A 25,582-nucleotide genomic window follows, 5' to 3' on the forward strand; every position below is an offset into this window, starting at 1 on the left:
TCAAAGACAACCAGTTTCTGTTTAGAAAGGTACGCTATGGAATACAATACCTCAGCACTCTGCGATATCTACCTTGATCAGGTCGATGTGGTTGAACCAATGTTCAGTAATTTTGGCGGACGCGCGTCATTTGCCGGGCAAATCACCACCATTAAGTGTTTTGAAGACAACTCACTGATCCGCGAAACCTTAGAGCAAGATGGTCTTGGGCGTGTGTTGTTGATTGACGGTGGCGGTTCCTTACGTAAAGCGCTCATCGATGCAGAAATAGCTGCGATTGCAGAAGAAAACGAGTGGGAAGGCATTGTCGTTTACGGTTGTGTCCGTGAAGTCGATGAACTAGAAGACATGAACCTCGGCATTCAAGCTTTGGCATCGATTCCTGTTGGCGCGGCGAACCAGGGCATTGGTGAGCTAGATGTACCCGTAAACTTCGGCGGCGTTAGCTTCCTTCCAGAAGATTACATCTACGCCGACAACACTGGCATCATCCTATCTCCAGAGCCACTTAATATTGACCTTGAGTTAGATGATACGGTCGAAGAGTAGCTTCCAGTAGCCAGTCACCTTTCGTTGACTAAAGCGCTGCTCATACCCAAATACACAAACACCCGCCGAAGCGGGTGTTTTTAATTCTGGATGAAGAAGTGAAATTATTCCACTTCGTCCATTTTGCCAAGTAGTGCACGAATGCGCTCTTGCCACTGTGCGTGCTCTTGCTGAGCTTGCTGAGCTTTTTGCTCTAGATCTTCACGTTGAGAACGAAGCTCGTTCGCTTCTGCTTCTAGTTTTACTTTGTCTTCTTTCAGCTCTTCAACTTCCATCTGAAGAAGAGTGATTGTGTCAACTGCAGTTTGAATTTTAGATTCTAGTTGTTCTAGTACTTCAAAAGACATCTTGGCCTACCTATGTTATTCCGTTGGGACGATGCACGAGATTGGCGTGCAGCTTACCTATATAAGGTCATTCTACTCAGCGTCGCGATGAGAAACACTCACTATATTCGATATTTCGCATCATTCGGTTAAAAAATCGGCGCAATCTCACTAAACGCTGACTTTTCTTATCGGCGAAGCATTTTTGTGCAAGGTATTTACGCCTCTCCGCGACAAAAATCACCCAAGTATTGATCAAATTCAACTTAGTTAAAGTAAAAGCTCAGCAAAAAGGCAAACGTTTAACTGCCGTTGTGATAGAATCGCCGCGCAAATTCCTCTTCCCTATTGCTTACTTGGAGACATCATGAAACGCGATTTAGCAATGGCATTTTCTCGTGTAACTGAAGGTGCTGCACTCGCTGGTTACAAATGGCTTGGCCGTGGTGACAAAAACGCAGCCGATGGCGCTGCTGTTGAAGTTATGCGCACTCTACTGAACAAAACAGACATCAGTGGTGAAATTGTCATTGGTGAAGGTGAAATCGATGATGCTCCAATGCTATACATCGGTGAGAAAGTTGGTCTAGGTGGCGATGAAGTGGATATCGCTGTTGACCCTATTGAAGGCACTCGCATGACCGCAATGGGTCAATCAAACGCATTGGCAGTGCTTGCCGCGGGTGAAAAAGGCAGCTTTTTAAAAGCACCTGACATGTACATGGAAAAACTGGTTGTTGGTCCAGGTGCGAAAGGCGTGATCGATCTAGAAAAGCCGTTGCAAGAAAACCTAGAAAACGTTGCTAGCGCGCTGAATAAAACGCTGGACACTCTGGTTGTCATCACTCTAGCAAAACCTCGCCACGATGATGTGATAGCAGAAATGCAATCGATGGGTGTGCGCGTCTTCGCGGTGCCAGATGGCGACGTTGCAGCTTCCATCCTAACGTGTATGCCAGATAGTGAAGTGGACCTCATGTACTGCATTGGCGGTGCACCAGAGGGGGTGGTATCCGCAGCAGTGATTCGCGCACTTGATGGTGACATGCATGGCCGCCTTCTACCTCGCCACGAAGTGAAAGGCGACACAGAAGAAAACCGTATTTACGGTGCGGCTGAACTACAACGTTGTGAAGAAATGGGCGTAAAAGCCAACATCGTCCTAAAAATGGAAGACATGGCGCGCAGCGACAACGTCGTCTTCTCAGCAACAGGCATTACAAAAGGTGACTTGCTAGAGGGAATTTCTCGCCAAGGTAATATTGCGACAACAGAAACGCTACTCGTGCGAGGCCGTTGCCGTACCATTCGCCGTATCAAGTCGACCCATTACTTAGAGCGCAAAGATCCAGAAGTTCGCGATATCATTCTGTAATTTTGGGGTTCAGCATAGCAAAGGGTTGGCAAAGTGCCGGCCCTTTTTGCTTTTGGCTCACCAAATCCCCACTCAAGTTAAGTCAACACTTTTCTTTACTAAGCCTATCGCGCATAATGTGTACGGGAATACAAATGGTGGGAATATGAAGACCGTAGATAGGATATTGCAAATCGTTAAGCGTGACGGGTCTGTCACTGCAAAACAACTCTCTTCTGAGCTTGGGATGACAACCATGGGTGCTCGCCAGCACCTGCAAGGTTTAGAAGATGATGGCATCCTGTCGATTCACGATGTAAAAGTCAAAGTCGGACGCCCTACTCGCCATTGGTCTTTAACCCAGAAGGGACATGAGCAATTTGCCGATCGTCATGGCGAACTCACCATCCAATTTATCGAAGCCGTGGAACACATCTTCGGTAAAGATGGCCTCGACAAAGTTACCTCCGAGCGCGAAAAACTGACTTTACAAAACTATCGCCAACACCTCGACCAATGTGCGTCTTTAGAAAGCAAGCTGGAAACTTTGGTTTTTCTGCGCGAAAAAGAAGGCTACATGGCAGAGCTTGAACAAGATGAGCACGGCTTTATCTTGATCGAGAATCACTGCCCGATTTGTAAAGCCGCCACGCGTTGCCCTAGTTTATGCAAATCTGAACTGAGTGTGTTCCAGTCCTTACTCGGAGACAACACGACCGTCGAGCGTACCGAGCATATCATTAGCGGTCAACGTCGCTGCGTTTACCGAATCCGCGCTTAGATTTCGGCCCTTTCGCTCTCTCTTACAAATGAGACAGGCCAATGATTCATCCTTTACTCTGATTCCTGTGGTGTACGCTTGTAGTATTGAACACGAGTATCCATATGGATTTGGAGAAAGGGATGAGAACTCTACATACTCACACAACGCAAGTATTACCCTCATTTGATGAACTGGTTCAGATGGCCGAAAGCGATCCAGAAGGCTTTGAACAATTTCGCCACGAGATGGCGAAAGAAATGATAGAAAGCGCATCAGAAACGATGCAACCACGCTTATGGGCTCAGCAAAGCCATATTGATCGTGTGATTCGCAACTGTAAAAACCCTCATCACACCAACGTCGTGCTAATGAATGAACTACAAAAACAAGTCACGAAGTTCAGAGAAGCATTACAAGGAAAAGCGACGTCGGTTCAAACAGACAACGTAGTCGCCTTCAACAGAAACGATTTCTACTGATGTGAGAGTCACACTTTAGGCTGACTCCCACACTCATTAATCATTGTGGCTCAGGACCGTATTTATTCGGGCCTGATGTGCCTTTCAAAAAACCACACTCAATCAAAATCCAAAGCCCACAAATTAATGAAATCGAAGCAATGAATAGCTGTGGCGTTGAAGGTTCTTGCGCCATTGGGCTTGTCATCGGCGTTGCGATGCGACCAATCACCAAAGGAATATTCAAGCCTAACCAGTAGATCGACTTGTCGCGGTCATGCCATCTCTTTGTCGTAATAGCCAAATCAGGAATAAGTAGTACCAACAAGAATATTGGCAGTAACAGGTAAGAAAACGCAGGAAACAACTTACTGATACCCGCACCAAAACCTATAATCGAAATGTAGTAAATCACATTCCAAATCCAATAGGTTTTGCGATCGATACGTCCGTGAAACGAAAACAGTAACTCTTTAGTCGACATCAATTTTTATCCAAAAATAGAAAGAATAAAGAGTAGCCGAGTCGGGTTAATTTGGGAAGAAACAACGCCCTCTGAACAACGTCAGCCAAGCCTTATATTCAGTTCACCACTTTTTGAAAGCTGTCCACATCCATATCTCGAATGTTAACCGTTAAACTGTGCACATGACTTGCCTGTTCTTGAAGCACAACCATTAAAGCTCGCGATAATTCTCGCTTTTGTTCAGACGTTCGGCCAGACAACAAATCAAAATTGATATGGATAAAATCGAGGCTGTCACCCGCTTCACCAATTAGCCAGTTATGACATCTTAACGTTCTTGATTTCACAGAGGTCAACTCAAAAAGGCCACTCTCTAACGCAGCCTTATGTAAGTCTTCCAGCAAACCTTGTACATTGACTCGCTCTTCCACTGAGTTCGAATACTCTAAAACTAAGTTTGGCATTTTGATTCCTTTCTACAACATAAAAAATTCAGTGCGTAGTAATACCAATCTAGCCAGCAATTTCCGAGGAATGAACTATCATTCTGTCTACGCGATCACCAATCGATTGCTTTTGATAAAAATAACAGAACAACTTCGACTCCCGACGGAGAGAGAAAGCCACATAAGACATGATACCAATCATGATCTGTTCATATTATTCTGTTATATTCCTACGTAGATTTTTTACATTAATAGACTATTTACATTAAAGATAAGGGAGATATTCCTATGCGTCGTCCTGTAGTGATGGGTAACTGGAAACTAAACGGCAGCAAAGCAATGGTAACTGAGCTGCTAACTGGTCTTAACGCTGAGCTTGAAGGCGTTGAAGGTGTTGACGTAGCAGTAGCTCCACCAGCTCTTTACATCGACCTAGCTGAGCGCGTAATCGCTGAAGGCGGTAACAAGATCATCCTAGGTGCTCAAAACACTGACCTAAACAACAGCGGTGCTTTCACTGGCGACATGTCTCCAGAAATGCTGAAAGATTTCGGTGCTACTCACATCATCATCGGTCACTCAGAGCGTCGTGAATACCACAACGAATCTGACGAGTTCATCGCTAAGAAATTCAACTTCCTAAAAGAAAACGGTCTAACGCCTGTTTTTTGTATCGGTGAATCTGAAGCTCAAAACGAAGCTGGCGAAACTGAAGCTGTATGTGCACGTCAAATCAACGCAGTTATCGACACTTACGGTGTTGAAGCTCTAAACGGCGCAATCATCGCTTACGAACCAATCTGGGCTATCGGTACTGGTAAAGCAGCAACCGCTGAAGATGCACAACGCATCCACGCTTCTATCCGTGCACTAATCGCAGCGAAAGACGAAGCAGTTGCAGCACAAGTAATCATCCAATACGGCGGTTCTGTTAAGCCAGAAAACGCTGAAGCTTACTTCTCACAACCAGACATCGACGGCGCTCTAGTTGGCGGTGCTTCTCTAGACGCTAAGAGCTTCGCAGCAATCGCTAAAGCAGCGGCTAAAGCAAAAGCTTAATCTCGTTTTTACTGAGAGTAGAAATAACAAAGGGATGCATCATGCATCCCTTTTTGTTTGTGTTGTACCGCCGGAGTACCTAATAGAAAGTTCCGACTTACGCTGGCTCAGCAATTTTCACGGTTGGCTTTTTCGCGAGCTCCGCACTGGAATCTTTCTTATAAAGGTTCTCGTAGCAGTAATTTGTTGCTTCAATGTAGCCTTCTACGCTACCGCAATCAAAGCGCTGACCTTTAAATTTGTATGCCAAAACACAACCAGATTGAGCTTGTTGCATCAGCGCATCGGTGATTTGAATCTCGCCACCTTTGCCCGGCTCTGTATTTTCAATCAGTTCAAAGATATCAGGTGTCAGAATGTAGCGACCAATAATCGCTAGATTGCTAGGTGCAGTGCCTGGCTCTGGCTTTTCAACCATGTTATCAATGCGGAAGATATCATCTTTGATCATCTCGCCAGCAATCACACCGTATTTATGCGTTTCTGATTCCGGAACTTCTTGTACCGCAACGATTGAACAGCGGAACTGTTTGTACAGCTCAACCATTTGCGCTAGAACGCCTTTGTCCTCATTCACACAAAGGTCATCCGCAAGCACTACAGCAAACGGTTCATCACCGACCAATTCACGTCCCGTAAGAATAGCGTGACCTAAGCCTTTCATTTCACGCTGACGGATGTAAGTGTAACTCGCAGAATCAATCAAAGAACGAATATCATCAAGCAGCGCTTCTTTACTTGTACCGCTAATTTGATGCTCTAGCTCGTAGTTTTTATCAAAGTGATCCATTAACGAGTGCTTACCACGACCAGTGACGATGCACATACCGTCCATACCGGCTTCAATCGCTTCTTCAACACCGTATTCAATTAATGGTTTGTTCACCACTGGCATCATTTCTTTCGGCATCGACTTGGTTGCAGGAAGGAAACGTGTACCGTAACCCGCCGCCGGGAATAAACATTTTTTAATCATAACCATTACCAACTAAAAAAAGGCTCCTCTGAGGGAGCCTATTATATTATTTGAATATAAAGACGAATTAATCGCTACCAAACAGGTCGCGGGTGTAAACTTTATCAGCTACATCAGCAAGCTCTTCAACCATACGGTTAGAGACAATCACATCTGCACTTTGTTTAAACTCATTCATATCTTTGATTACACGTGAGTTAAAAAACTCATCTTCCTTAAGTACTGGCTCATATACCACTACTTCTATGCCCTTTGCCTTAATACGCTTCATAATGCCTTGAATAGACGAAGCGCGGAAATTGTCTGAGCCAGACTTCATAATTAAGCGGTAAATGCCCACAACTTTTGGTTCTCGCTTGAGAATAGATTCTGCGACAAAATCTTTACGAGTGCGGTTTGCATCAACAATCGCTCCGATAATGTTATTTGGAACATCCTGGTAGTTTGCTAACAGCTGCTTTGTATCTTTCGGTAAGCAGTACCCGCCGTAACCGAATGACGGGTTGTTGTAGTGATTGCCAATACGAGGATCTAAGCCTACACCTTCAATAATTTGGCGAGCATCAAGGTTATGTGCTTCAGCATAAGAATCTAATTCATTGAAGTAAGCTACGCGCATCGCAAGATACGTGTTTGAAAACAATTTAACCGCTTCTGCTTCTGTAGAGTCAGTAAACAGAACCGAAATGTCTTCTTTTACCGCACCTTCGACCAGAAGGTTAGCGAACTTCTCTGCACGTTCGCTGCGCTCACCAACGATGATGCGAGACGGGTGGAGGTTATCGTAAAGTGCTTTACCTTCACGAAGAAACTCTGGAGAGAACATAACATTCTGACAACCGAGTTCTTCTTTAATACGCGCAGTGTAACCCACAGGTACAGTCGACTTAATCACCATAACCGCATCTGGATTAATTGCCATCACATCTTTAATCACCGCTTCAACTGAAGAGGTGTTAAAGTAGTTCGTTTGAGGGTCATAATCCGTTGGTGTTGCAATAACAACAAACTCTGCATCTTTGTAAGCCAGCTCTTTATCTAGCGTCGCGACAAAGTTGAGCTCTTTGTTTGCAAGAAAATGTTCTATTTCCGCATCAACAATTGGAGACTTCTTGTCGTTCAACAAGTCCACTTTTTCTTGGATAATATCAACCGCCACAACCTCATGGTTTTGTGACAATAACATGGCATTGGACAAACCGACGTAGCCCGTGCCTGCTACAGCAATTTTCATTTTTATTTCCTATTATTTAACTGACGCTAGCATATCAAAACACCTACACTCTCGGTAGAGTACAGTGATTAACTCAAAGCCTAACTAGCAACACAACTTAATTCAATTGAGTACCCAAGTAACGCAAATAAGCGTTGCGGATGCGCTGCCTGTTCTGCTCAAAGTACTCTTGACCATAACGGCCTCGGTTAAAATAGCGACGAAGCATGCTATTATCCATCACAAGTTCATCCCCTTGGCCTGCCGCTAAGTAATTATAATCATTGCCAACTCGTGTCGTAACGTTGAAATCATAAGCCTCGTTACCACGAACTTGTATCACACTCGGCGACATATCACGCCATGGCGTTAATGGCAGCTTTACCGACACAGTGACAAACTGCTCTTCGTCTGTATCGTTAAACTTCGTCACCTGATAACTTGCGGATACTTCTATGTCTTCAAACCAATGTGATGTCGTGAATTTTGCGCCGACATCCCCTTTCCAAAACTCGCCAGCAGTTGCGTTAAACTGCCAATCCCACTCTGGCATAGAGAATGTGTAACGAGTTAAAAAGGTTTGGCGATCTGGGTTCGCATAACCATTTTTGTCTTTTTCGTCTTGATGTTGGAAATAGCTCATCTCTAATCCCAACCAATGGCTGCCCGATTGAGAGAACCAAGCTGATTCACTACGCGCACCGATATAGTCCGATTTAACCAAGCCTAGAGATACCTGGTTGGCTATATCGACATATGGTAAACGGAAGAACTGATGTACCATCGCGCGGTCAATTTCGTTTTCATAGGCACTATCTTCAAAGTAACCACCCTCTTCAAAATCGTCGCTCTCCGCCAATGGCAGGATATGGCGAACATCTACAGCAGCACCAGACCACAAGAAGGTATAGAGGTTGCTCGACATAGCGAAAGAGTAATCGTAAACACCAAATTCCGTTGCAACACCATGACGCACCATTGGCGATAGCACCAATTGTGAATCTAGCGCGTCACTGTTTACGCGCTCTGTTTTCCACTCTACTAACTCAAGCTTGTCGGATAGATTTTTGGTACGGAAATGAATGTCATCACATGCCGCAGAACCATTCACAAACCTCTGGTAACACGCAGCATCCGTTTGCACGCTCACTACTGGTTTTTGGTTTGCCAATAGCATTAATTCTACACGATCAGAGCTTAAGCCCATTTCTTGTGCGGCGTTTGAACCGAAGTGGCTTGAAATGATCCCCATAGCTACACCCAAACCATCCATCTGGTTGTGATTGTAGCGGCGGTTCTCTAGAGCTACGACAACCGACTGGTTTAAGGTGCCTACTTGAATATTCATAAAACCTTCGTTACGCAGTGCACTGACCAAAGCAGAAATCGACGCATTATCCGCTTTGCTTTGCTCCAGAGAGAGCTTTTCCATCAGTGACACATTGTCACGAGCATACTCACGAGAGCGAGTGTAATCAGTGATGAGCGGGATGGATAAGGCCGCATTCCAAATTGTCTGCCCATCCGTCTCATGGCCAGAATAAATCTGGTAACTCAAAGAAGCCGTCATGCCGTAAGGTAACAGTTCTTTTGGCGTGAACAATTTCATTGATGAGTTAAACTCGACAGCATCGTATTCACCAGTGAACTGAACAAAATCGAAAGGTTGGTATTCAATACCACCAAATGGTCCATCCATGACACCTAACGGGATATCAGATTGACCATAACCAGCAGAAAACCTTATAGGAACAACCTCAAAAGAGTAATCGGTAACTATATATTTTGAATGAAAAAATTGGAGTGCACCTCCAAGATCTTGAATACCGGCCGCAACATCAATATTTTCATTACCCCAAAAGTCTGGAAATTGATATTTAAAAGATAGGGATAAGTCCCTGTTGCCACATTCCTCTCTAGATTCAAAAATATTACAATTGTGCGTTTCGGTCGCAATTCTTCCTGTCGTTTCTAAATTTGGAATTATACCTAAGGAAAGTTTGATTGAATCCAATTCATCAATTCCATATTTAAATGGTATGCCTTGAGAAAAAGAAGTTTGAAATTCTCCAAAACCTAACACTTGAGCATTTGGAATGAACATCAATCCGGAGAAACTCTGGTTAGATGCAAAAGTAGTTAATTCAGCAGATAGCAAATCACCTAATGGAAGTATTGCTATTAAGAAGACCGGAGGAAGCTTACAGTTTGATAACATTCTTACATACTCTTACTATAATTACTTTCTAAAGACCGCTCTAAACGCGTAAAACATAAAGCACTCTATCGAAACTCTTAATGGTAAGCGTTCTATTTTGCGATAAATTTCCCATTGACGGAGTGACTTTTTAAATTTATTTCGAGAGATTGAGTTTGGTAAAATGCGATATTTAGTCAAAACTTGAGGGAAGATATAGGCTTTGGTTCCAGATTTTAATAACTTAAGCCATAGTGCGTAATCTTGCCCAGTTCGTATCAGAGGCATTGAAATATCACTAAATGCTGAACGGCGTAAGATAACTGTTGAACACCCCATAGTAGCCTTTTTTCTTAGCATATCTTCGTAGCTAACACTTTCTTTTATATGGGAATCAACTTTTTTTCCTAGTGGTCTTCCAGATTCACTAATTAACTGATAAGGCGTGAAGGAAAAATCAATGTCATACTTCACCATAAATTCAACTTGTTTCTTTAGCTTGTTAGCATCCCATAAATCATCGCTGTCAATAAAAGCAATAAATTCTCCGGAAGAATATGAAATAGATTTATTTCTAGCAATAGCTGCACCACTGTTCTCTTTATTTTCAAGTATAATTACTCTGGAATCACCTTTGGATATTTCTTTTAGTATTTCTCTTGTTTTATCCGTAGATGCATCATCTGTTACGATCCACTCAAAATTGCTATATGTTTGCTTTATAATTGATTTATAAGTGTGTATAATTTCTTTTTCGCAATTGTACGCAGGTGTTATTATTGAGACTTTCATTTATTTATCTTTTTATTAAAAAACGAAAAAAATAGTGTGGATGTATAAGGTCAACTTTCATTTCTTTTAATGTGAATATACACTCAAAAAACTTTACAGGAGACATTTTTAATATTTTAACAAGAGGCAAAATTAAAGATATTGAAAATTCATTGTGTCTTAAACTCTTTAACATACTATTATATCTTACAAGAACATATAATCTGGATATTTCTTTTTCTAGATCCTGTGAGCTTGTCAGAGACCCCTCTCTCTCAACCACGGAGTATATTGTATAATCCGAACAAGAAATAGACTTAGCTGTGGTTCCAACTTTGAGTGAAAACATAACATCGTTGGATGCAATAACTTCATCAAAATATATTTTATTTTTAGATATTAAGCTGCGAGATATGAGTTTTGACCAAGGTACATGAAATCTATATCGGATTGAATCGTCACCATAACACGTAAAATTTTCAACTAGCTTGCAATACCTTTTATGCCTATCCGAAGCTTCGCCATTATCCTTTTCTGACATAGGAGGAAAATAAACAATATCAGTCTTTTTTCTAATTTCTAATTTTACAACTCGTAACCAGTCGTTTTTAAAAAAATCATCGGAGTCAGCAAACAATACATATTCACCTACAGCTTTTTCTAGACCCACATTCCTTGCCGATCCTGCTCCTGATATTACGCTATGATTACGAAGAAACGAAACATTACCATACTTTCTAGAGAAGTGAGAAAATGTTTCTTGAGTCATAGAGTTATCATCGATTACTATTACATCTAATTCATTTAACTCATCTACTTCTAACGTTTGGAATATTGAGTCCAACAATTTCTTCAACCCAGACTCACATTTATAGTGCGGTATAATTATTGAAATTAGTTTACTCAAGTCAAGACCTCCTTATTTATAGAATGAATATACACGCTAGCGATAAGAAAGAAGACAAAAGGTGCTGGCTCCCAAGGGCTGGCTAGCGAAAACCCCATAGTGAAGAAGGGGAAAAAGAATAACAAAACTAATTTCCCTCCTCCCAATTTAAAAAAATAAATCAACACTGACATATATAATATAATACCTACAAGCCCAACATGTCCCAATAATAATGGAATAAGAGCATGTGCATAATAGTCACTTCCTGGGCTATAAACATAATTCCCTTTGTCAATTCCAAAACCAAATAGTTGTTCCTCTAACGTATAGTTGGAAATTTTTTCTAAATGTGAGAAGATCTCGAACTTTGTCAAGAGACTACCATCACTTATTTGAAAGTGATGGTTTAATAAAAAGTAATTTATAGGTAAAAATATAATAATCAAAAAAACTATAAACGCGATAATCTTTTTTATACTAGACTGAAAACAAAATAAAAACATATATATAAGCAACGTTAATAATGCTCCAAAATATGCTGAACGGCTAAAGCACAGTAATATAAGTAAGAGAGTCCAAGTAACCAGCATTCGACTTCGAACAATTAAACATAATGACAATAATGATACTAAAATTACAGCTAAGCCATTAGAATCAGTAAACATAAAGCTGCCATACTTAAAAACGTAAAAATTGTCTGCCGACAAACCACTACTAAGACCTTGCTCAATTGAATTCTGATTCCAACTATCTTTTGATAAGATAATTGATGTCGGCATAAATATTCTTACAAATGACTCAATGGATGATATTAACAAACAAAAGAAAATACCAAAACTTATTAACCTTCTAGTATCACAGCTGAAAGTAAAATTCATTTCTTTAAAAATTACTATTGGAATCATAAAGAAAATAAAATGTAGAACAGTTCTTATAGAGTCTTTGAGCGCGGACTCAAAAAAATCCAGCCAAAATAAGCAAAAAATTAATGATACTATTATAGTTAAAATTATATATATATATGTTGATAAATTAAAACCAACAAAAATCGAGAAAATAATGATAAAAAGTATAAATATCAGATAATAAAGCCTGAATACGACATAACGATTTGCATCGAAGAGAAATTCAAATCGGAGAAAAACACCTATCAATAGAAGAATCAAAATACACGAAAAAACTCTCTCCTTATTCATGATTCTTCCTTACTATCTTATCAAATCCACTTTTAGCAAGGCTCCACTTAGGAATAAAAGTTCTTGAGGTAATAAAGAACATGTTTTTAGTGTCTTTAGGAATAGAGTAATAAAAATAATCCGATATTGAATAGCTAACAATGCTAGCAACAACAGCACCCAACGAACCAAAATTACTTATTAACAAAAAATTTAGAAATATATTAATCAACGCACCTAAGCTTGTTTTATATGCTTCATGCTTCTCACAACCGGCCACTATCAATGCTCTACCTAAAATTGGGCCTTTCATTATAAATAACCAACTTAGGCTAAGGAGTGAAAATAATATATACATATCATACCCTTTTTCGAAAAATAACTTATCAAAAAATAGGTAACCAAATGAAATCGAAAGTAAAATAAATAAAATCGAGATAACCGAACATAGAGATAACACTTCCTCTAGAAACTCATGATATTTAACCTTGCTTTCTCTATAATATTCCAACAGAAATGGATAAGAGATAACACCAATTATTCTAGGGAAGAAAAAAGCGGGCAGAATTAACCTAGCAACAGCGGAATAAACCTCTAAATCATGTTCAGTTCCCAAGAATTCGATCAGAAGTATGTCCGCCCTAATGTTTATCTGCACCATAATTGAAGATAATATAAGCGGACAAGAAAGCCTTACTAGTGTCAACATCTTAATTCTATTAGAGCGTAAGAATTTCTTTTTAGGTATACTAAATTTTATCCCTCGAAAAGAAACAAAAAGAACAACAGATTCTATTAGAAATGGTATATATATATTATTTACATTAAGCCCATAAAAATAGCCTATTATAAAAAAAGACATTAACTGAGTGAACTTTGATAATATTGAAAAATTAGAAAATAAATGTGCTTTGCCTTGGGCTTGATAATGCAAAGAGGAAACTTGACAAAAATTGAATATCCCCCGAGAAATGATAAATATAAAAATGTAATAAAAATCAATACTTTCTAGAGTTGAAAAGACGCCCACTATTGAAGAAAAGGATAGTATATAGAATATTAACGTTAATAAGTTTAGGAATATGTAACTCGTTAGATATCTTGGGCAAAAACCATCGTTTTTATACTCTCGAATAAAAATGTAATTGGTTCCCAGATTAGAAACAAAGCTTAACAATATAGATATAGTTTGGAGTAATGTTAATTGAGCAAGAGCCCCCAAACCGACTTGGTTAGAGATAAGGATAGTTATAATTACATTAACTAAAAATGAGAATATGTTATCACTCAGCAATCTAAAGAAGGGCAATGAAAGAAAACGAAATTTACTTCTCATTGATGTATCTCTCTAATACATAATCGTTGCTTATTTGTTTTAAGTCATATTCATCATAAGAAAATATACTTAAATCGATATTTTCAAATAAGTTATCGTTTTTGTTTTTCAGAAAAACTTTGTTAGACCCAATAAGAATATCTCTAGGCCCAAAGTCACAATCAACTGATATTACAGGTGTTTTTAGTATTACTGCCTCGAGTATAACGTAACCGAAACCTTCTCGCTTGGATGCAAGAACAAGAGCATTTGCTTTTTTAATGATAGGATAAGGATTATCCAAATATCCCAAAAAAACCACACGATCATCTAACATTAGCTCTTTGACCAACGAATCTAAGTTCCTTTTCTCAGGCCCTTCTCCAACCAAAAGTAGTTTAACGTTAGATTCATAATATGATGAATGAAAATCTCTAATAATTTTCTCTACATTTTTTTCTTTAGATAACCGACCAACATAAACAAAGTAATTATCATAATTACATTGGTAAGCAAGAGCTTTTTTTACCACCCTATCTATATCGATAGGGTTATGAATAGTAGTGGTCCTACAAAATGGTACAATTTTTGACAATTTAGATCTCAATCCAGATGATACACAACAGATTTTTTTACTGCGGTATACTCGGTTAAGGTAAATATAATATCTAATTCTTTTAAACCAACTATTGGAATAATATTCTTTTGAAAAACCATGACATACATAAAGAATATTTCTTGAATTAAACCTTGATACTATTTTAGTCATTTTTGGATGACTAACAATTACAAGGTCAGCACTATCAATATGATGCTTTATATATTTGGCCGCATTTTTAATATCATTTGAGTAAAGCCTTGACCTTTCCTCTGAAAATACAAAGTCTTGTTCTACGCCCAATTTTAAACCTAGTGAAACTTCGGGTTTAAATAGACTAATAACCGAGAATTCATAGCTTTCGCTTTCAATATTGGCTATCGTTGATACAAATTTCTCAACGCCACCTCCAAACGAATGATCTAAAAGCAACAGTAATTTATTTTTTTTCATGGCTTATCGATGCTAAAAAAAAATTCTTATAATATAAAAAGTCAGTATTCATCTCTAAATAAAGATTGTAAAATTTCCTTTTACCCAACAAGATCATATAGATATTCTTTGCTATAGTTCTTAATAAAATAATACATAGTTTGATTATCACCCCTATAGAAACAAAGATATTGGCATTTATATTTTTATTTGACATTCTTTCTATGCCTTGTACTCGAGCTCGTTCAAAAAAGTATTCTTTGGTTTGTTTTTGCAGTGGAACGTAGTGTAAGATCATTAGGCTAGGAACAAAAATAATTTTGTAACCTTTTTTTCTTGCTTGCTCTTGAAATAACGTTTCTTCTCCATATGACATAACATTATTTACCATCCCCTTACTAACATCAAAGTCAATAGAAGTTAGTACCCTTCTTGATATAATCATATTCCCGCCACTTACAGATTTACGTTCTAGCTTAGTATCTTCTCTATATGGTAACCATTTTCTGTTTGAGCCGTAGACATCTTGATACCAGTCAACTTTACCATCTAAATACCATGGGTCATATGGGCCTCCGATGATATCAAAGCCTTTCATAGATATATAATTCAAAGCTATTTTCAACCAAGATTTTGATAAAATCGCATCATCATCTATAAAAGCTAACCATTCTCCAAAGAATTCTTTTCTAGCTTTATTTTTTGCATGACTTAGGCCTTGTTTAACCTCATCAAAACATCGAATATACGGTTTTTCAAGGGATAGTTTTTTTAAGTATTCTTTAGTTCCGTCGGTAGAGTTATTGTTAATTACAATTAACTCTACATTTTGATTTCCTTCTATCTGTTCGATTATAGATTCTAAACACAACCTCAAGAACCTTTCTCTATTAAAAGTACAAACACATATAGATAACTTAGGAGAAGAGCTTATTTTATTCATAGTGAAATCTTTAATTTTGACATTAATATTTAAATTTTGACCATTATTCTTTTATCGCAGAGCTATTCATTTTCAATTGAAGTATTTTTTTAATTTTTGAGGAGATTACCCAAATGTGATTAATAAAAAAGAGATACGTCATGAATAGTGTAATGAATAATATAAACATGATAGATTCTCGGATGTTATAGAAATCAGCAATAACACCGAAGGTGGCAAAAAAAGCAGCCATCGTACAGATTACAATTAACGTTGATTGAGGAGAAAGTCCAATTCTTTGACAAATATGGTGTAGATGTTCTCTGTCTGGTTGGAATGGCGACTGACCTTTACGAATACGACGAATCATAATGGTTGCCATGTCCATCAACGGTAAAGCTATTAACCATAGTGCTGTGACTGGCTTGAAGGCTACAGCTCCTGGTTCTTGCGTACCGCGAATCAGCATCCAGACCACGGTAAAGCCGATAAACATACTGCCAGCATCACCCATAAAGATCTTAAAGCGACGACCAAGTGGGAAACCTAAGTTCAGGAAGATGTAAGGAAGCATCGCAGTCACGATCATTAAACAGATCGTGGCTAAATATTCGTTTCCGTTGTAGGCAAACACAATACCTAATGCTGTAAAGGTGACCGAGGCTAACCCGCCCAGCAAGCCGTCTATGCCATCAACCATATTAAATGCGTTAATTGCGCCTATTACCGCAATAACGGTGATCACTGCGCCAGTAACTTCATTCAGGGCAATGGTTTCGCTCCCCATTAAATAGCCTAAATCGTGTAAGCTGTGGCCTCCAATGTAAATCATCGCAAGGGATATTCCGGCTTGGATAATAAGGCGAATTTTGAAGCTTACATCATAGTAGTCATCTAATGCACCGAGCACTATAAGCACAGCCGAACAAGATAAGTAGAGTGATAGGTTGTCATTCATGGGTAGGAACAGAAGGAACCCGACCAGTATAGTAAAGAAAATGGAGATGCCTCCTACAAGGGGTACTACTCCTTGGTGAAGCTTTCTTGCACTGGGTTTATCTACCAGACCTACGCGCTTAGCAACTTTACGCATAACAAAAAGTAGAACGAACGACAAAATAAATACAAATAAATATGCATTATTCATAATAGCCAACTGTGTTATTAAATAAGTTTGAGGTAAATCTATAACGCATCCGACTGATTTCCTTTACGGATTCCATTGCATCACAGGTCCGATACTGCTAATTCTTGCTTCGCTCGTATCTAGACACGCCGAACTCTAAGAATGAGCAGGTGATTTTTGGGCGTGACAAAACCACATTAGCCAACGTGGGTTGTAACGCATTGCAAACGCTAATTTCTAATATTGAATATGTAAGTAACTGAGTTCCACCAACACTAGCTCGTGACGGTCATAGGTTCTCAGCCTTTTATAGGCAGGCCAAATACAAAGCTGAACATACTAACTGACGGTTTGGACCGGTAGTTAAGTACTTCTATAAACCTAGTATTTGGTTTTGATAGGTATGAGAAATGGAGATTTTAATTGTAACCTATGCCTAACCAACATTTGCTCGCCACTTTGTTAGCTTTGAGCGCCCCTCTGACAAAAGGGAATTACATAAATTTGTAATAGTTCTCGTTTTTTATAAATCAATCTTGCCAGAAATGCACTTAGATGCTTATTATTAAAAGTTATTTCACTTTTCAGATACTTAGCTTTAGAGACCTCGGAGTTATAGCGACTTCGGGCACGCTACCGCCCCTAGGTCTGGCTCCTAGAGGCAATTGAAATGTTCACGATTTAATCGGTTGCATCTCCGATCTGGTGACGAATTGTATAGTAAACTCGTTGCAACGAAAAGCCATTCAATCGAAAAGCTTACAAAAAAATAGCTCTTTCCTGACACTTAAAGCGTCAGAAATGTGTCGGTTTTATAAAATTATAATTATCAGACGCCCATTTACGCAGTTAGGACTAAGCAGCCAGTGACGTTGATTCCAAAAGCTTAAATGCAAATAATTGCAATAATATGAATTGCATCACAAGCAGTTGCAACTTAACACAGTCAAATTTATGACGAATATCTAAGTCTCTCTAAACTTTCAGTTTTGCCATTTTCTTTCTCCTATTTTGCTTGCCTACAATACGCTCACTTATTCACTATCTGCCTGCTTACCCTACCTACTGAGCGATTTACCGAATCGCTGCCAAATAGTGAGGTTTGGCTACGTGTAATATAGATACTCACAAGTGTAAGCTAGCAAAGGTAAAAGCGTCGTTTTGTTATGAAAGTACTGCACCACGGTGGGAAAAATACGGTTACTGGCTCTTGCCACGAGCTCGTGTTACAAAATGGAAGTGTGCTGATCGACTGTGGTTTGCTACAAGGTGAAGATAATGCTCAGCGGCAGAGTTTGAATATCGACTTTTCTATCTCTGATCTCAAAGCGGTTGTTCTAACCCATTCTCATATCGACCATGTTGGTCGGCTACCTTGGTTATTGGCTGCTGGCTATAAGGGGCCTATTTACTGTACGGAAGCCTCCGCTGAGCTCGTACCGCTTATGTTAGAAGATGGATTAAAGCTCCAACTAGGCATGAGGCATCATCAAAGGGAAAACGTGCTCGATTTTATTCGAACGCTTGTTCGCCCTTGCCCTTATTCCCAATGGATAGAGATTGAAGAACATGCTTCTCTTCGCTTTCAACCAGCAGGACACATTTTAGGGTCTGCATATGTTGAGTTTTGTTTATCAAACAATGAGGTTGTTGTGTTCTCAGGGGATTTGGGCCCTCATAACACGCCTCTCCTACCGGATCCGGTATCGCCCGAAAAAGCTGACTATTTGTTTATCGAGTCGACATACGGCAATAAAGTTCACGAAGATGTAGAGTCTCGCAGTAGGCGATTGCTTTCTATTATTGAGCATGCACTTCAGGATGGTGGCGTAATTGTTATACCGGCTTTTAGCGTCGGGAGAACTCAAGAGTTACTCTTTGATATAGAACAGCTTATTCATGAGCACGCTTTGCAAGATTCACTGCCTATTATTCTTGATTCTCCTTTGGCTAAAAAGGTAACTAATACCTATCGCCAATTTAAAAAGCTTTGGGGAGCAGAAGCGAAAGAGCGGCTCGAGCATCACCGACATCCTCTTGCATTTGATCAATGTATTATGGTCGAAAGCCACACTGACCATTTAAAGCTCGTGAATCGACTCGCGAGCACAGCAGAAGCTGCTATCGTAGTTGCGGCCTCAGGAATGTGTGAAGGTGGACGAGTCGTCAATTATTTAGAAGCTTTGCTGCCTGATGAAAGAAATGATGTGCTATTTGCCGGCTATCAAGCGGAAGGGACTTTAGGTCGGCGTATCCAAGATGAAGCAGAAAGTGTATTGATTGAAGGTAAACGCGTAAAAGTGAAAGCTCAAGTTCATACGATGTCAGGCTACTCTGCACATGCCGATATGAACGACTTAATACAATTTGTAACTGCCATTCCCACTCCTCCTAAGGAGGTTCTCCTTATACATGGTGAGGAAGATTCGAAAAAAGCACTTTATCAACAACTAATCAACCTCGGATATAACTGCGTATTATAGTGAATTAGATAATTATTTAATTTCGAGACAACATAATATATCGCAAACATAGTTTGTCGAATTCATTGATATAGTAACGTCAAGATTCAAAAACAAGGCATAAGTAAGGACTCAGGTTCAAGAAAATTCTCAAAGTTACAAGCATGTTCTGGATTAAGGGATATAATTTCTATACGAATTAAATTATAATCGCCGACTTGTAAGCAATTGGCTAGCCGAAAACAACTTATTCCATTCCTATGACAGACAGTATGAGCGACACGCTTCAAGAACGAGAAGCAACTGAATTAGCTAAGAATAATTCTATCAGCATAACATCAACATTGGACGAGTTATCAGCAAGCGAAACCGATGCTTGTATTTATATCTACTGTCCAAAAGAAGACGAAACAAAGATTTCTCAGGTACTTAAGAGACATCCTGAGATTAACGCTCAAGTTAATAACTATGCCCTTAGGGATTTCAAGAGTAAAACGCTTTGCCACTTCAAAAGCTCACACCTAAACCCTGAGCAGCAAGCGTTTCTTGTAGCTGCAACAGAACTTGGGGCTTGGGTTGAGCCTTTAGTGAGCTACTTTGATCGTTCACTTGGCTACACTGAAACTGAGCTCTTGCATAGCGGCTACTTCTTACACCAAAAAGCTTTTTCTATCCTCTCTAATCGTAAGAACAGCTGGCAAAAGCGCTTTATTGATCTATTGTTTGTTTTTATGCTCTCGTGGGTTGCTATCCCAGTAGGGCTTATTACGGCACTGCTTATTAAGCTTGAGTCACCAGGCCCGGTATTCTTTAAGCAGCGTCGTACTGGCCAATATAATGAAGAGTTTGAAGTGATTAAGTTTCGCTCGATGCGAAACGATGCGGAAAAGAATGGTGCCCAATGGGCAACTAAAAATGACGCGCGCGTAACGAAAGTCGGCTGTTTTATTCGTAAGACTCGCATAGATGAGCTCCCTCAGTTAATCAATGTACTAAAGGGAGAGATGTCGATGGTTGGTCCTCGTCCAGAACGCGAGGTGTTCATCTCTGAGTTGGAAAAAGCCATTCCTTACTATCGATTTCGTCACGCCGTTAAACCTGGGGTAACCGGCCTAGCCCAAGTAAAGTACCCTTACGGCGCATCGGTAGAAGATGCTATTTGGAAGCATAAGTACGATATTTACTACATCAAACATCAAAACTGGAAAATGGAAGTGAAGATTCTGTTTCTTACGATAAAAACAGTTTTGTTTGGCATGGGGCGTTAAGCCTTATACTCAAATTTGTGATTCATATAAAGAAGGTTTCAATTTTCTGAATTGAAGTACGAGCTTATAATTCTGTTCTTGGAACCGCTCTTTACAGAATCTGATAGCACTGCTGTACTTCGTTAGGCGTCAGACAAAGGTGTTTGGGTTAACGCTTTTTAAAGGTTCATCGCGGCTTTCCGGGGAAAGCCGCTTTTATCTTCAAGAAGAAGTAATCAGTATCTCGATAGCCATATCCCATCCGCTTGATTAACTTTATCTTGTTATTTATCCCTTCAAGCGTACAGGTATTCAGCGGATAGCTTGCTGAAGCAGTGATACGGAGCTTTCGAGCGAACTCTTTAAGTGGCTTAATTCCACTCTCATTCACTTGCTCCCACCATACCAGCCATAGGTTTTTAGCCTGAAGTTCTGATCCACAACGCCACAGTTCCTTTAATTGCGCACCCAGTAAGTAGGTTGTCATCAAGTCCTGATTCATATTCAATATTTCAGTGAGGTAGCTTTCCTGTTGTGTATTTAAATTATCCCTATTTTTCAATAACACCCAGCGCGAACGCTTGACCCATTGCCTTGCTTTTTTATCTTGTTTTAGCTTATTGGCTTGGTCGACTCTGACTCTATCCATCACTTCACGACCAAACTTAGCAACGACGTGGAACAAGTCGTAAACGATGTGAGCATTTGGGCAATGCTCTTGGAGTTCAAGGTCAAAAGCCGTATTCATATCCATTGCTACAGCTTCGATATTTTTACCATGCTCACCTAGCTGTTCAAAGAACGGTCGAATATCCTTGCGGCTACGACCTAGTCCTATCCAGATAACTTGATGGCTTTTCGCGTCAGCAATGACCGTCGCATAGCGGTGCCCTTTAAAAATAGCGAACTCGTCCATGACGAGTTGCCTTAATTCACCCCATTTAACTTGCGGCACTACTTGTTGAAGCCGACGCTTATCTATCTCTTTGGTTGTGTGCCAATGAACGCCTGTCACTTGGGCTATATGTTTAATTGGTAGCAGAGGTAACAACTGTTCTATATAGCTTCGTAGGCGTTTAGTGATACGAGCATAAGGTTCCAACCAAGATAGCCGCTCTGTTTTAATGCCGCAGTTACTGCACTTGATGCGTCGGGTTTGAATGGACAGTTCAACGGGAGCTCCTAACAGTGTAGCTTCCTTCACGTTACGCCACTGATACTCATGTATGGCTTGAGCTTTAAGCCCGCACGGACACTTAGCGATAGAATTAGGTTTGAGAGTGAGCTTTATTAATGACGCAGTCTGATGAGACTTTACTATATGAAAGCCTTCCCAGAATGAAGATAGGAAAGTATGATTCGACATGAAAACGGTAGTTTGTGTAGGTTTTGTTTGGCGATAAAACTCTATCACTTACTACCGTTTTTGTTTTTAGTTCCCGCTTATCCGCAATGAACCTTTTTAAAGAGCCATCTGACAACTCCCAGTTATAGTAGTGATACCATTCAGATAACAACAACTCTAGGTCTTCCCGTCCCCCGAAGCATCTATAGTCGGATAAAACTCACTTTTATAAGTTTTCTGGGAGTGCTCACATTTGCTATTGAAGTGAGGGGGCTTTGTTGCGTAATTCAGACGAGAAACCAAACCGCCCAAAGTTGAGCGACTTTTAGACAATATACTGAGTTTCAGGCATACCAAGTCCTGTAAGCTTATTCAGCGCTTTAATCATTGTGTAAGTCTCACCAACCTGAGCATTGTAATTTCGGAGGCTGAGTTTCCCACCCAACAACTGTTTCACTCGATGCATTGCTGTCTCTGATAGCGAGCGCTTATGATAACCATACCGCTTTTTCCACTTCTTGTTGGAGCCGTACAGCTTCTGGCAACCTACCGCCAGATTTCGAGGATGTCCTTGTTCCCAGAAGGTTGCTCCTTCCCTTGGAGGGATGAGCGGAACCGCTCGCTTTACACGTATTGCATCATGGCAATGTCTTGTGTCATAAGCACCATCACCTGATATCTCAATGATTTTACGACGTGTCTGCTTAAGTAGGTTGGGAAGCACTTCGGCATCGGTAACGTTAGATAAACTCAGCTCTGCTGCGACTATTTCGTGGGTGCTGGTATCTACTGCTAGATGTAGCTTACGCCAGACTCTGCGCTTCCCATCAGTACCATGCTTTTTGACCTTCCATTCACCTTCGCCATAAACCTTGAGACCAGTGGCATCGATGGCCAGATGCTGTATCACACCTCTGGTTTTGGTTTTAAATGAAACCTCAACGTCCTTAGCTCGACGGCTTATACAGGTGTAATGCGGACAAACAAGCGGTATGTTAGCCAGCTTAAATACGGAGTCTAGAAAACCTTGCAGCGCTCTCAATGGCATAGAGAAAACGCGTTTTACCATGAGTGCTGTAGTAATGGCTAAGTCGCTGAATCGACGAGGCCTACCTCGCTTATTCTGTTTACTTTGCTTCCACTCTCTTATGGTCTCTTCATCAATCCAGAAAGTAAGTGAACCACGGTTGATTAGGGCTTTGTTGTACTGTTTCCAGTTAGTTGTTTTATAACGAGGTTTCGGCATAAGGCTACGAAGATTAGCTGATTTAGCCGATCAGATCGCAACTTCCTGATTTAGTTCCATCGAATTACGCAACAAAGCCTCTTTCCGCTTATGGAAAAGTTCAAGGTGTCTAAATTCCGATATATAGTGCCTTATACAATTCGTAAGAATTCTTTATATCAAATTCAACTGAACAACGCTCAGCTTGCTCTTTGTAGTCTGAGTAATCATTTTTGATTTCGTGTATAGCTTTGAGTATGGCCTCAGAATCGTTCTCGACTAATAAACCATTCTGTGTTATCAACTCTCCACACCCACCAACATTACTTAATAACAAAGGTAGTCCCGTCGATGCAGCCTCAAGAGCTGACATTGGCATACCTTCACTATCTGATATTAGTGCAAATAAATCATATTCTGAGAAATTATCAAAATTCTCTATAGCCCCGGTAAAATGAACATTTTCGGGCCTAGAGCATTGGGAAAGAAGAGGACCATCACCAACTACATCAAGGCTTACACTAGGCAACTGAGAAATCGCATCTATCAACAAATCAGGCCTTTTAGGATAAGCGAGCCTACCTAAAAAAAGAACTTTGAAGCAACTTCTCACTTCTTTATTTTGTACTTTTCGCGGAAAAACACAGTTTCGTATGTGTATTAATTTGTTTTCATTTATACCAATGATTTTAGCTGCATCCTGTTTGTCTTTTTCAGATACGCAAAGGATTTTATCGGATAAAAAGGAAAGTACTCTTTCTATTGTTATATATAACTTCCGGAATCTCCCACCATTATATATACAAGACCAACCATGAGAAACATAAACCACTCTAATTTTAACCATCACCTTTAACAATCTCGCATAAAGTCCTGCGTTTGCAGAACTTGCTACAACGACATCGATACGGTTTTGTTTTATAAACTCGACTATTTTTAGATATGCCTTAAGTGAGAAGCCTTTCTCGATTTCAGGGACAAAGAATTGTTTTTTTACAGTGGTATTTTCCGTCAACCACCCGGATTTATTTGTAATAATAAAGTGCTCAAACTCATCTCCTAAAAGTGTAACTTGATCCTTGACCCAGGTTTGAGCTCCGCCGATCTCAGACTTTGTAATAATATGTAATATTTTAGCTGGCACCCTATACTCCGAGAAATAAGGTAGTTATTTATTATGGGATTGGTATAGATTCAGCCACTTTTTAGAAATGGCTATGAGTGAATAATGTTGCTCAACGTGCTCTCTCGCTTTAGCGCCTAAGGTCTGCTTTTCATCCTCAGACATATCAAGAGCCTGCTTGATTGCTCCAGAGAGGGCCTGAGAATCTCGTGGGGGAACTAGGAAACCGTATTTACTAACAACTTCTCCCACACCACCGCAATCGGTAGCAACAATAACTCTTTCTGCTGCCATTGCCTCAGCAACAACAAGTCCAAACCCCTCCCAAGCAGAGGATAGAACAAAGATATCAGCGGCACTCATCCATTGTGGAACTTGGTGACTAAGCCCTATGAAGTTTACTTTATCTTCAATACCTAATTCTTCAGCTAATATCTTCAACTCTTGCCGCTTGTCACCGTCCCCAATAATGGCAAGCTTTACCTTGCGCTCTGTTAATAAAAGGGATGAAAACGCGTTCAGTAAGTTGGGGTAATCTTTTGCTTCTGTTAGCCGACCAACACTTAGGAGCAAGGTTTCATCTTCGTTTACACCGATTTCACTTCGGTAAGCGAATCTCGTCTCTTTGTTAAAGCGATATTTATTTAAGTCAATTCCATTGTGAAGAGCGATGATACGATCAGAGCTACACGCACCTTTGTCTATGAAAGCTTCGACAGCTTCTTCACTGACATTAGTCAATAGGTCCCCCTGCTTCTGAGTAAGTTTATATGCCAGCATTCTAAGTCTCCCTCCCTCATTACTACTATGAGCGGTACATATGAGACGTTTGATAGGAGTCGTAACTCTAACAAGCCTCATAAGTATGTTCGCATGGACCATATGACTATGAACAATATCAGGGGCGAAACTCTTGATAATTTTTTTTATTTTCAAATATGTAGAGGCAACTCCGAGTAAACTTTTCTCCATCCGAAGTGACAATACCTCAACCGATGTAGATTGAGGCTTTAAAAGGGGCTCGCCATGCATAGAAAGGATAGTGACATCATGCCCAAAGGTAGAGTATGTATCGGCTAAATCACATACTTGTTTCTCAGCACCTCCCACACCTAACCCAGTAATAACTAGCAAAACTTTCATGT

At 40.0% G+C, this 25,582-nt stretch carries 24 protein-coding genes; 7 read left to right on the top strand and 17 right to left on the bottom strand.

From position 1 onward, the window contains the following. The first annotated feature begins 36 nt into the window (after window positions 1–36). Window positions 37–549, top strand: coding sequence for a ribonuclease E activity regulator RraA (gene rraA / locus ACF8EG_RS08990; RefSeq protein WP_005457192.1), 513 nt, complete (start codon window positions 37–39; stop codon window positions 547–549). Between the two features lie 104 nt (window positions 550–653). Here rraA and zapB read toward each other — a convergent pair whose 3' ends face one another. Beyond that, window positions 654–896: a cell division protein ZapB gene (gene zapB, locus ACF8EG_RS08995; protein ID WP_005481417.1), complete on the bottom strand. Its 243-nt coding sequence runs from the start codon at window positions 894–896 to the stop codon at window positions 654–656. Between the two features lie 346 nt (window positions 897–1,242). On the opposite strand from zapB, the gene glpX reads away from it, so the two are divergent. From glpX to ACF8EG_RS09010, 3 genes are all read left to right on the top strand, one after another. Continuing rightward, window positions 1,243–2,250, top strand: a complete 1,008-nt coding sequence (gene glpX, locus ACF8EG_RS09000; RefSeq protein WP_031815877.1) for a class II fructose-bisphosphatase — start codon at window positions 1,243–1,245, stop codon at window positions 2,248–2,250. Between the two features lie 145 nt (window positions 2,251–2,395). Continuing rightward, complete coding sequence (locus ACF8EG_RS09005) at window positions 2,396–3,010, top strand: transcriptional regulator (RefSeq protein ID WP_276419652.1); 615 nt, start codon at window positions 2,396–2,398, stop codon at window positions 3,008–3,010. 104 nt (window positions 3,011–3,114) lie between these two features. Next, entirely contained in the window at window positions 3,115–3,471 is a 357-nt protein-coding gene (locus tag ACF8EG_RS09010) for a DUF3135 domain-containing protein (protein ID WP_046265218.1), read from the top strand. Window positions 3,472–3,511: 40 nt separating this feature from the next. On the opposite strand, the gene ACF8EG_RS09015 is transcribed toward ACF8EG_RS09010, so the two are convergent. Continuing rightward, window positions 3,512–3,934, bottom strand: coding sequence for a DUF805 domain-containing protein (locus tag ACF8EG_RS09015; protein WP_005458874.1), 423 nt, complete (start codon window positions 3,932–3,934; stop codon window positions 3,512–3,514). Between the two features lie 98 nt (window positions 3,935–4,032). After that, a complete protein-coding gene (locus tag ACF8EG_RS09020; protein WP_025604208.1) occupies window positions 4,033–4,380 on the bottom strand; it encodes a 5-carboxymethyl-2-hydroxymuconate Delta-isomerase in 348 nt (115 codons plus the stop codon). A gap of 270 nt (window positions 4,381–4,650) precedes the next feature. On the opposite strand from ACF8EG_RS09020, the gene tpiA reads away from it, so the two are divergent. After that, the gene (gene tpiA / locus ACF8EG_RS09025; protein WP_005384863.1) at window positions 4,651–5,421 is read left to right on the top strand and encodes a triose-phosphate isomerase; all 771 of its coding nucleotides are present in this window, start codon (window positions 4,651–4,653) and stop codon (window positions 5,419–5,421) included. A 97-nt stretch (window positions 5,422–5,518) separates the two neighbouring features. Here the strand turns inward: tpiA and galU are convergent, their stop codons facing one another. From galU to wecA, 10 genes are all read right to left on the bottom strand, one after another. Further along, a complete protein-coding gene (gene galU / locus ACF8EG_RS09030) occupies window positions 5,519–6,397 on the bottom strand; it encodes a UTP--glucose-1-phosphate uridylyltransferase GalU (protein ID WP_005397961.1) in 879 nt (292 codons plus the stop codon). A gap of 67 nt (window positions 6,398–6,464) precedes the next feature. Further along, on the bottom strand, window positions 6,465–7,631 hold the full coding sequence (locus ACF8EG_RS09035; RefSeq protein WP_203504583.1) for a nucleotide sugar dehydrogenase: 1,167 nt from the start codon (window positions 7,629–7,631) through the stop codon (window positions 6,465–6,467). A 97-nt stretch (window positions 7,632–7,728) separates the two neighbouring features. Next, window positions 7,729–9,714: a YjbH domain-containing protein gene (locus tag ACF8EG_RS09040; RefSeq protein WP_276463650.1), complete on the bottom strand. Its 1,986-nt coding sequence runs from the start codon at window positions 9,712–9,714 to the stop codon at window positions 7,729–7,731. Window positions 9,715–9,849: 135 nt separating this feature from the next. Continuing rightward, window positions 9,850–10,599, bottom strand: a complete 750-nt coding sequence (locus ACF8EG_RS09045) for a glycosyltransferase family 2 protein (protein ID WP_140278285.1) — start codon at window positions 10,597–10,599, stop codon at window positions 9,850–9,852. A gap of 4 nt (window positions 10,600–10,603) precedes the next feature. After that, the gene (locus tag ACF8EG_RS09050) at window positions 10,604–11,485 is read right to left on the bottom strand and encodes a glycosyltransferase family A protein (protein WP_140278284.1); all 882 of its coding nucleotides are present in this window, start codon (window positions 11,483–11,485) and stop codon (window positions 10,604–10,606) included. Then, the gene (locus ACF8EG_RS09055; RefSeq protein WP_262628709.1) at window positions 11,482–12,246 is read right to left on the bottom strand and encodes a hypothetical protein; all 765 of its coding nucleotides are present in this window, start codon (window positions 12,244–12,246) and stop codon (window positions 11,482–11,484) included. Before ACF8EG_RS09055 ends, ACF8EG_RS09050 begins: the two co-directional genes overlap by 4 nt. Window positions 12,247–12,655: 409 nt before the next feature. Continuing rightward, window positions 12,656–13,978 (bottom strand): polysaccharide biosynthesis C-terminal domain-containing protein, encoded by a 1,323-nt coding sequence (locus ACF8EG_RS09060; RefSeq protein WP_262628707.1) that lies wholly within the window; start codon window positions 13,976–13,978, stop codon window positions 12,656–12,658. Continuing rightward, on the bottom strand, window positions 13,968–15,008 hold the full coding sequence (locus ACF8EG_RS09065; RefSeq protein ID WP_262628706.1) for a glycosyltransferase: 1,041 nt from the start codon (window positions 15,006–15,008) through the stop codon (window positions 13,968–13,970). Before ACF8EG_RS09065 ends, ACF8EG_RS09060 begins: the two co-directional genes overlap by 11 nt. After that, complete coding sequence (locus ACF8EG_RS09070) at window positions 14,995–15,930, bottom strand: glycosyltransferase (protein ID WP_262628705.1); 936 nt, start codon at window positions 15,928–15,930, stop codon at window positions 14,995–14,997. The genes ACF8EG_RS09065 and ACF8EG_RS09070 overlap by 14 nt, the downstream gene beginning before the upstream one ends. A gap of 43 nt (window positions 15,931–15,973) precedes the next feature. Further along, on the bottom strand, window positions 15,974–17,056 hold the full coding sequence (gene wecA, locus ACF8EG_RS09075; protein WP_276463648.1) for a UDP-N-acetylglucosamine--undecaprenyl-phosphate N-acetylglucosaminephosphotransferase: 1,083 nt from the start codon (window positions 17,054–17,056) through the stop codon (window positions 15,974–15,976). 1,145 nt (window positions 17,057–18,201) lie between these two features. On the opposite strand from wecA, the gene ACF8EG_RS09080 reads away from it, so the two are divergent. After that, the gene (locus ACF8EG_RS09080) at window positions 18,202–19,518 is read left to right on the top strand and encodes an MBL fold metallo-hydrolase (RefSeq protein ID WP_346330359.1); all 1,317 of its coding nucleotides are present in this window, start codon (window positions 18,202–18,204) and stop codon (window positions 19,516–19,518) included. Window positions 19,519–19,757: 239 nt separating this feature from the next. Then, on the top strand, window positions 19,758–20,765 hold the full coding sequence (locus ACF8EG_RS09085; protein WP_346330360.1) for a sugar transferase: 1,008 nt from the start codon (window positions 19,758–19,760) through the stop codon (window positions 20,763–20,765). Window positions 20,766–20,931: 166 nt separating this feature from the next. Here the strand turns inward: ACF8EG_RS09085 and ACF8EG_RS09090 are convergent, their stop codons facing one another. The 4 genes from ACF8EG_RS09090 to ACF8EG_RS09105 all read right to left on the bottom strand — a co-directional run bounded on the left by ACF8EG_RS09090 (window position 20,932) and on the right by ACF8EG_RS09105 (window position 25,580). Next, on the bottom strand, window positions 20,932–22,110 hold the full coding sequence (locus tag ACF8EG_RS09090) for an ISL3 family transposase (protein WP_276419646.1): 1,179 nt from the start codon (window positions 22,108–22,110) through the stop codon (window positions 20,932–20,934). Window positions 22,111–22,414: 304 nt separating this feature from the next. Continuing rightward, a complete protein-coding gene (locus tag ACF8EG_RS09095) occupies window positions 22,415–23,335 on the bottom strand; it encodes an IS5 family transposase (protein ID WP_025590642.1) in 921 nt (306 codons plus the stop codon). A 109-nt stretch (window positions 23,336–23,444) separates the two neighbouring features. Next, window positions 23,445–24,458, bottom strand: coding sequence for a glycosyltransferase (locus ACF8EG_RS09100; RefSeq protein WP_219605461.1), 1,014 nt, complete (start codon window positions 24,456–24,458; stop codon window positions 23,445–23,447). Between the two features lie 24 nt (window positions 24,459–24,482). Then, window positions 24,483–25,580: a glycosyltransferase gene (locus ACF8EG_RS09105; protein WP_140278294.1), complete on the bottom strand. Its 1,098-nt coding sequence runs from the start codon at window positions 25,578–25,580 to the stop codon at window positions 24,483–24,485. Between the last annotated feature and the right edge of the window lie 2 nt (window positions 25,581–25,582).

Source organism: Vibrio sp. YQ_11, assembly GCF_043103065.1.
GTDB lineage: Bacteria > Pseudomonadota > Gammaproteobacteria > Enterobacterales > Vibrionaceae > Vibrio > Vibrio parahaemolyticus.

Excerpts from the sequence above, each read along its gene's own strand:
- rraA (WP_005457192.1), top strand. The coding sequence starts at position 37 with ATGGAATACAATACCTCAGCACTCTGCGATATCTACCTTGATCAGGTC.
- zapB (WP_005481417.1), bottom strand. The coding sequence starts at position 896 with ATGTCTTTTGAAGTACTAGAACAACTAGAATCTAAAATTCAAACTGCA.
- glpX (WP_031815877.1), top strand. The coding sequence starts at position 1,243 with ATGAAACGCGATTTAGCAATGGCATTTTCTCGTGTAACTGAAGGTGCT.
- ACF8EG_RS09005 (WP_276419652.1), top strand. The coding sequence starts at position 2,396 with ATGAAGACCGTAGATAGGATATTGCAAATCGTTAAGCGTGACGGGTCT.
- ACF8EG_RS09010 (WP_046265218.1), top strand. The coding sequence starts at position 3,115 with ATGGATTTGGAGAAAGGGATGAGAACTCTACATACTCACACAACGCAA.
- ACF8EG_RS09015 (WP_005458874.1), bottom strand. The coding sequence starts at position 3,934 with ATGTCGACTAAAGAGTTACTGTTTTCGTTTCACGGACGTATCGATCGC.
- ACF8EG_RS09020 (WP_025604208.1), bottom strand. The coding sequence starts at position 4,380 with ATGCCAAACTTAGTTTTAGAGTATTCGAACTCAGTGGAAGAGCGAGTC.
- tpiA (WP_005384863.1), top strand. The coding sequence starts at position 4,651 with ATGCGTCGTCCTGTAGTGATGGGTAACTGGAAACTAAACGGCAGCAAA.
- galU (WP_005397961.1), bottom strand. The coding sequence starts at position 6,397 with ATGATTAAAAAATGTTTATTCCCGGCGGCGGGTTACGGTACACGTTTC.
- ACF8EG_RS09035 (WP_203504583.1), bottom strand. The coding sequence starts at position 7,631 with ATGAAAATTGCTGTAGCAGGCACGGGCTACGTCGGTTTGTCCAATGCC.
- ACF8EG_RS09040 (WP_276463650.1), bottom strand. The coding sequence starts at position 9,714 with ATGTTCATTCCAAATGCTCAAGTGTTAGGTTTTGGAGAATTTCAAACT.
- ACF8EG_RS09045 (WP_140278285.1), bottom strand. The coding sequence starts at position 10,599 with ATGAAAGTCTCAATAATAACACCTGCGTACAATTGCGAAAAAGAAATT.
- ACF8EG_RS09055 (WP_262628709.1), bottom strand. The coding sequence starts at position 12,246 with ATGCCGACATCAATTATCTTATCAAAAGATAGTTGGAATCAGAATTCA.
- ACF8EG_RS09060 (WP_262628707.1), bottom strand. The coding sequence starts at position 13,978 with ATGAGAAGTAAATTTCGTTTTCTTTCATTGCCCTTCTTTAGATTGCTG.
- ACF8EG_RS09065 (WP_262628706.1), bottom strand. The coding sequence starts at position 15,008 with ATGAAAAAAAATAAATTACTGTTGCTTTTAGATCATTCGTTTGGAGGT.
- ACF8EG_RS09070 (WP_262628705.1), bottom strand. The coding sequence starts at position 15,930 with ATGAATAAAATAAGCTCTTCTCCTAAGTTATCTATATGTGTTTGTACT.
- wecA (WP_276463648.1), bottom strand. The coding sequence starts at position 17,056 with ATGAATAATGCATATTTATTTGTATTTATTTTGTCGTTCGTTCTACTT.
- ACF8EG_RS09080 (WP_346330359.1), top strand. The coding sequence starts at position 18,202 with ATGAAAGTACTGCACCACGGTGGGAAAAATACGGTTACTGGCTCTTGC.
- ACF8EG_RS09085 (WP_346330360.1), top strand. The coding sequence starts at position 19,758 with ATGACAGACAGTATGAGCGACACGCTTCAAGAACGAGAAGCAACTGAA.
- ACF8EG_RS09090 (WP_276419646.1), bottom strand. The coding sequence starts at position 22,110 with ATGTCGAATCATACTTTCCTATCTTCATTCTGGGAAGGCTTTCATATA.
- ACF8EG_RS09095 (WP_025590642.1), bottom strand. The coding sequence starts at position 23,335 with ATGCCGAAACCTCGTTATAAAACAACTAACTGGAAACAGTACAACAAA.
- ACF8EG_RS09105 (WP_140278294.1), bottom strand. The coding sequence starts at position 25,580 with ATGAAAGTTTTGCTAGTTATTACTGGGTTAGGTGTGGGAGGTGCTGAG.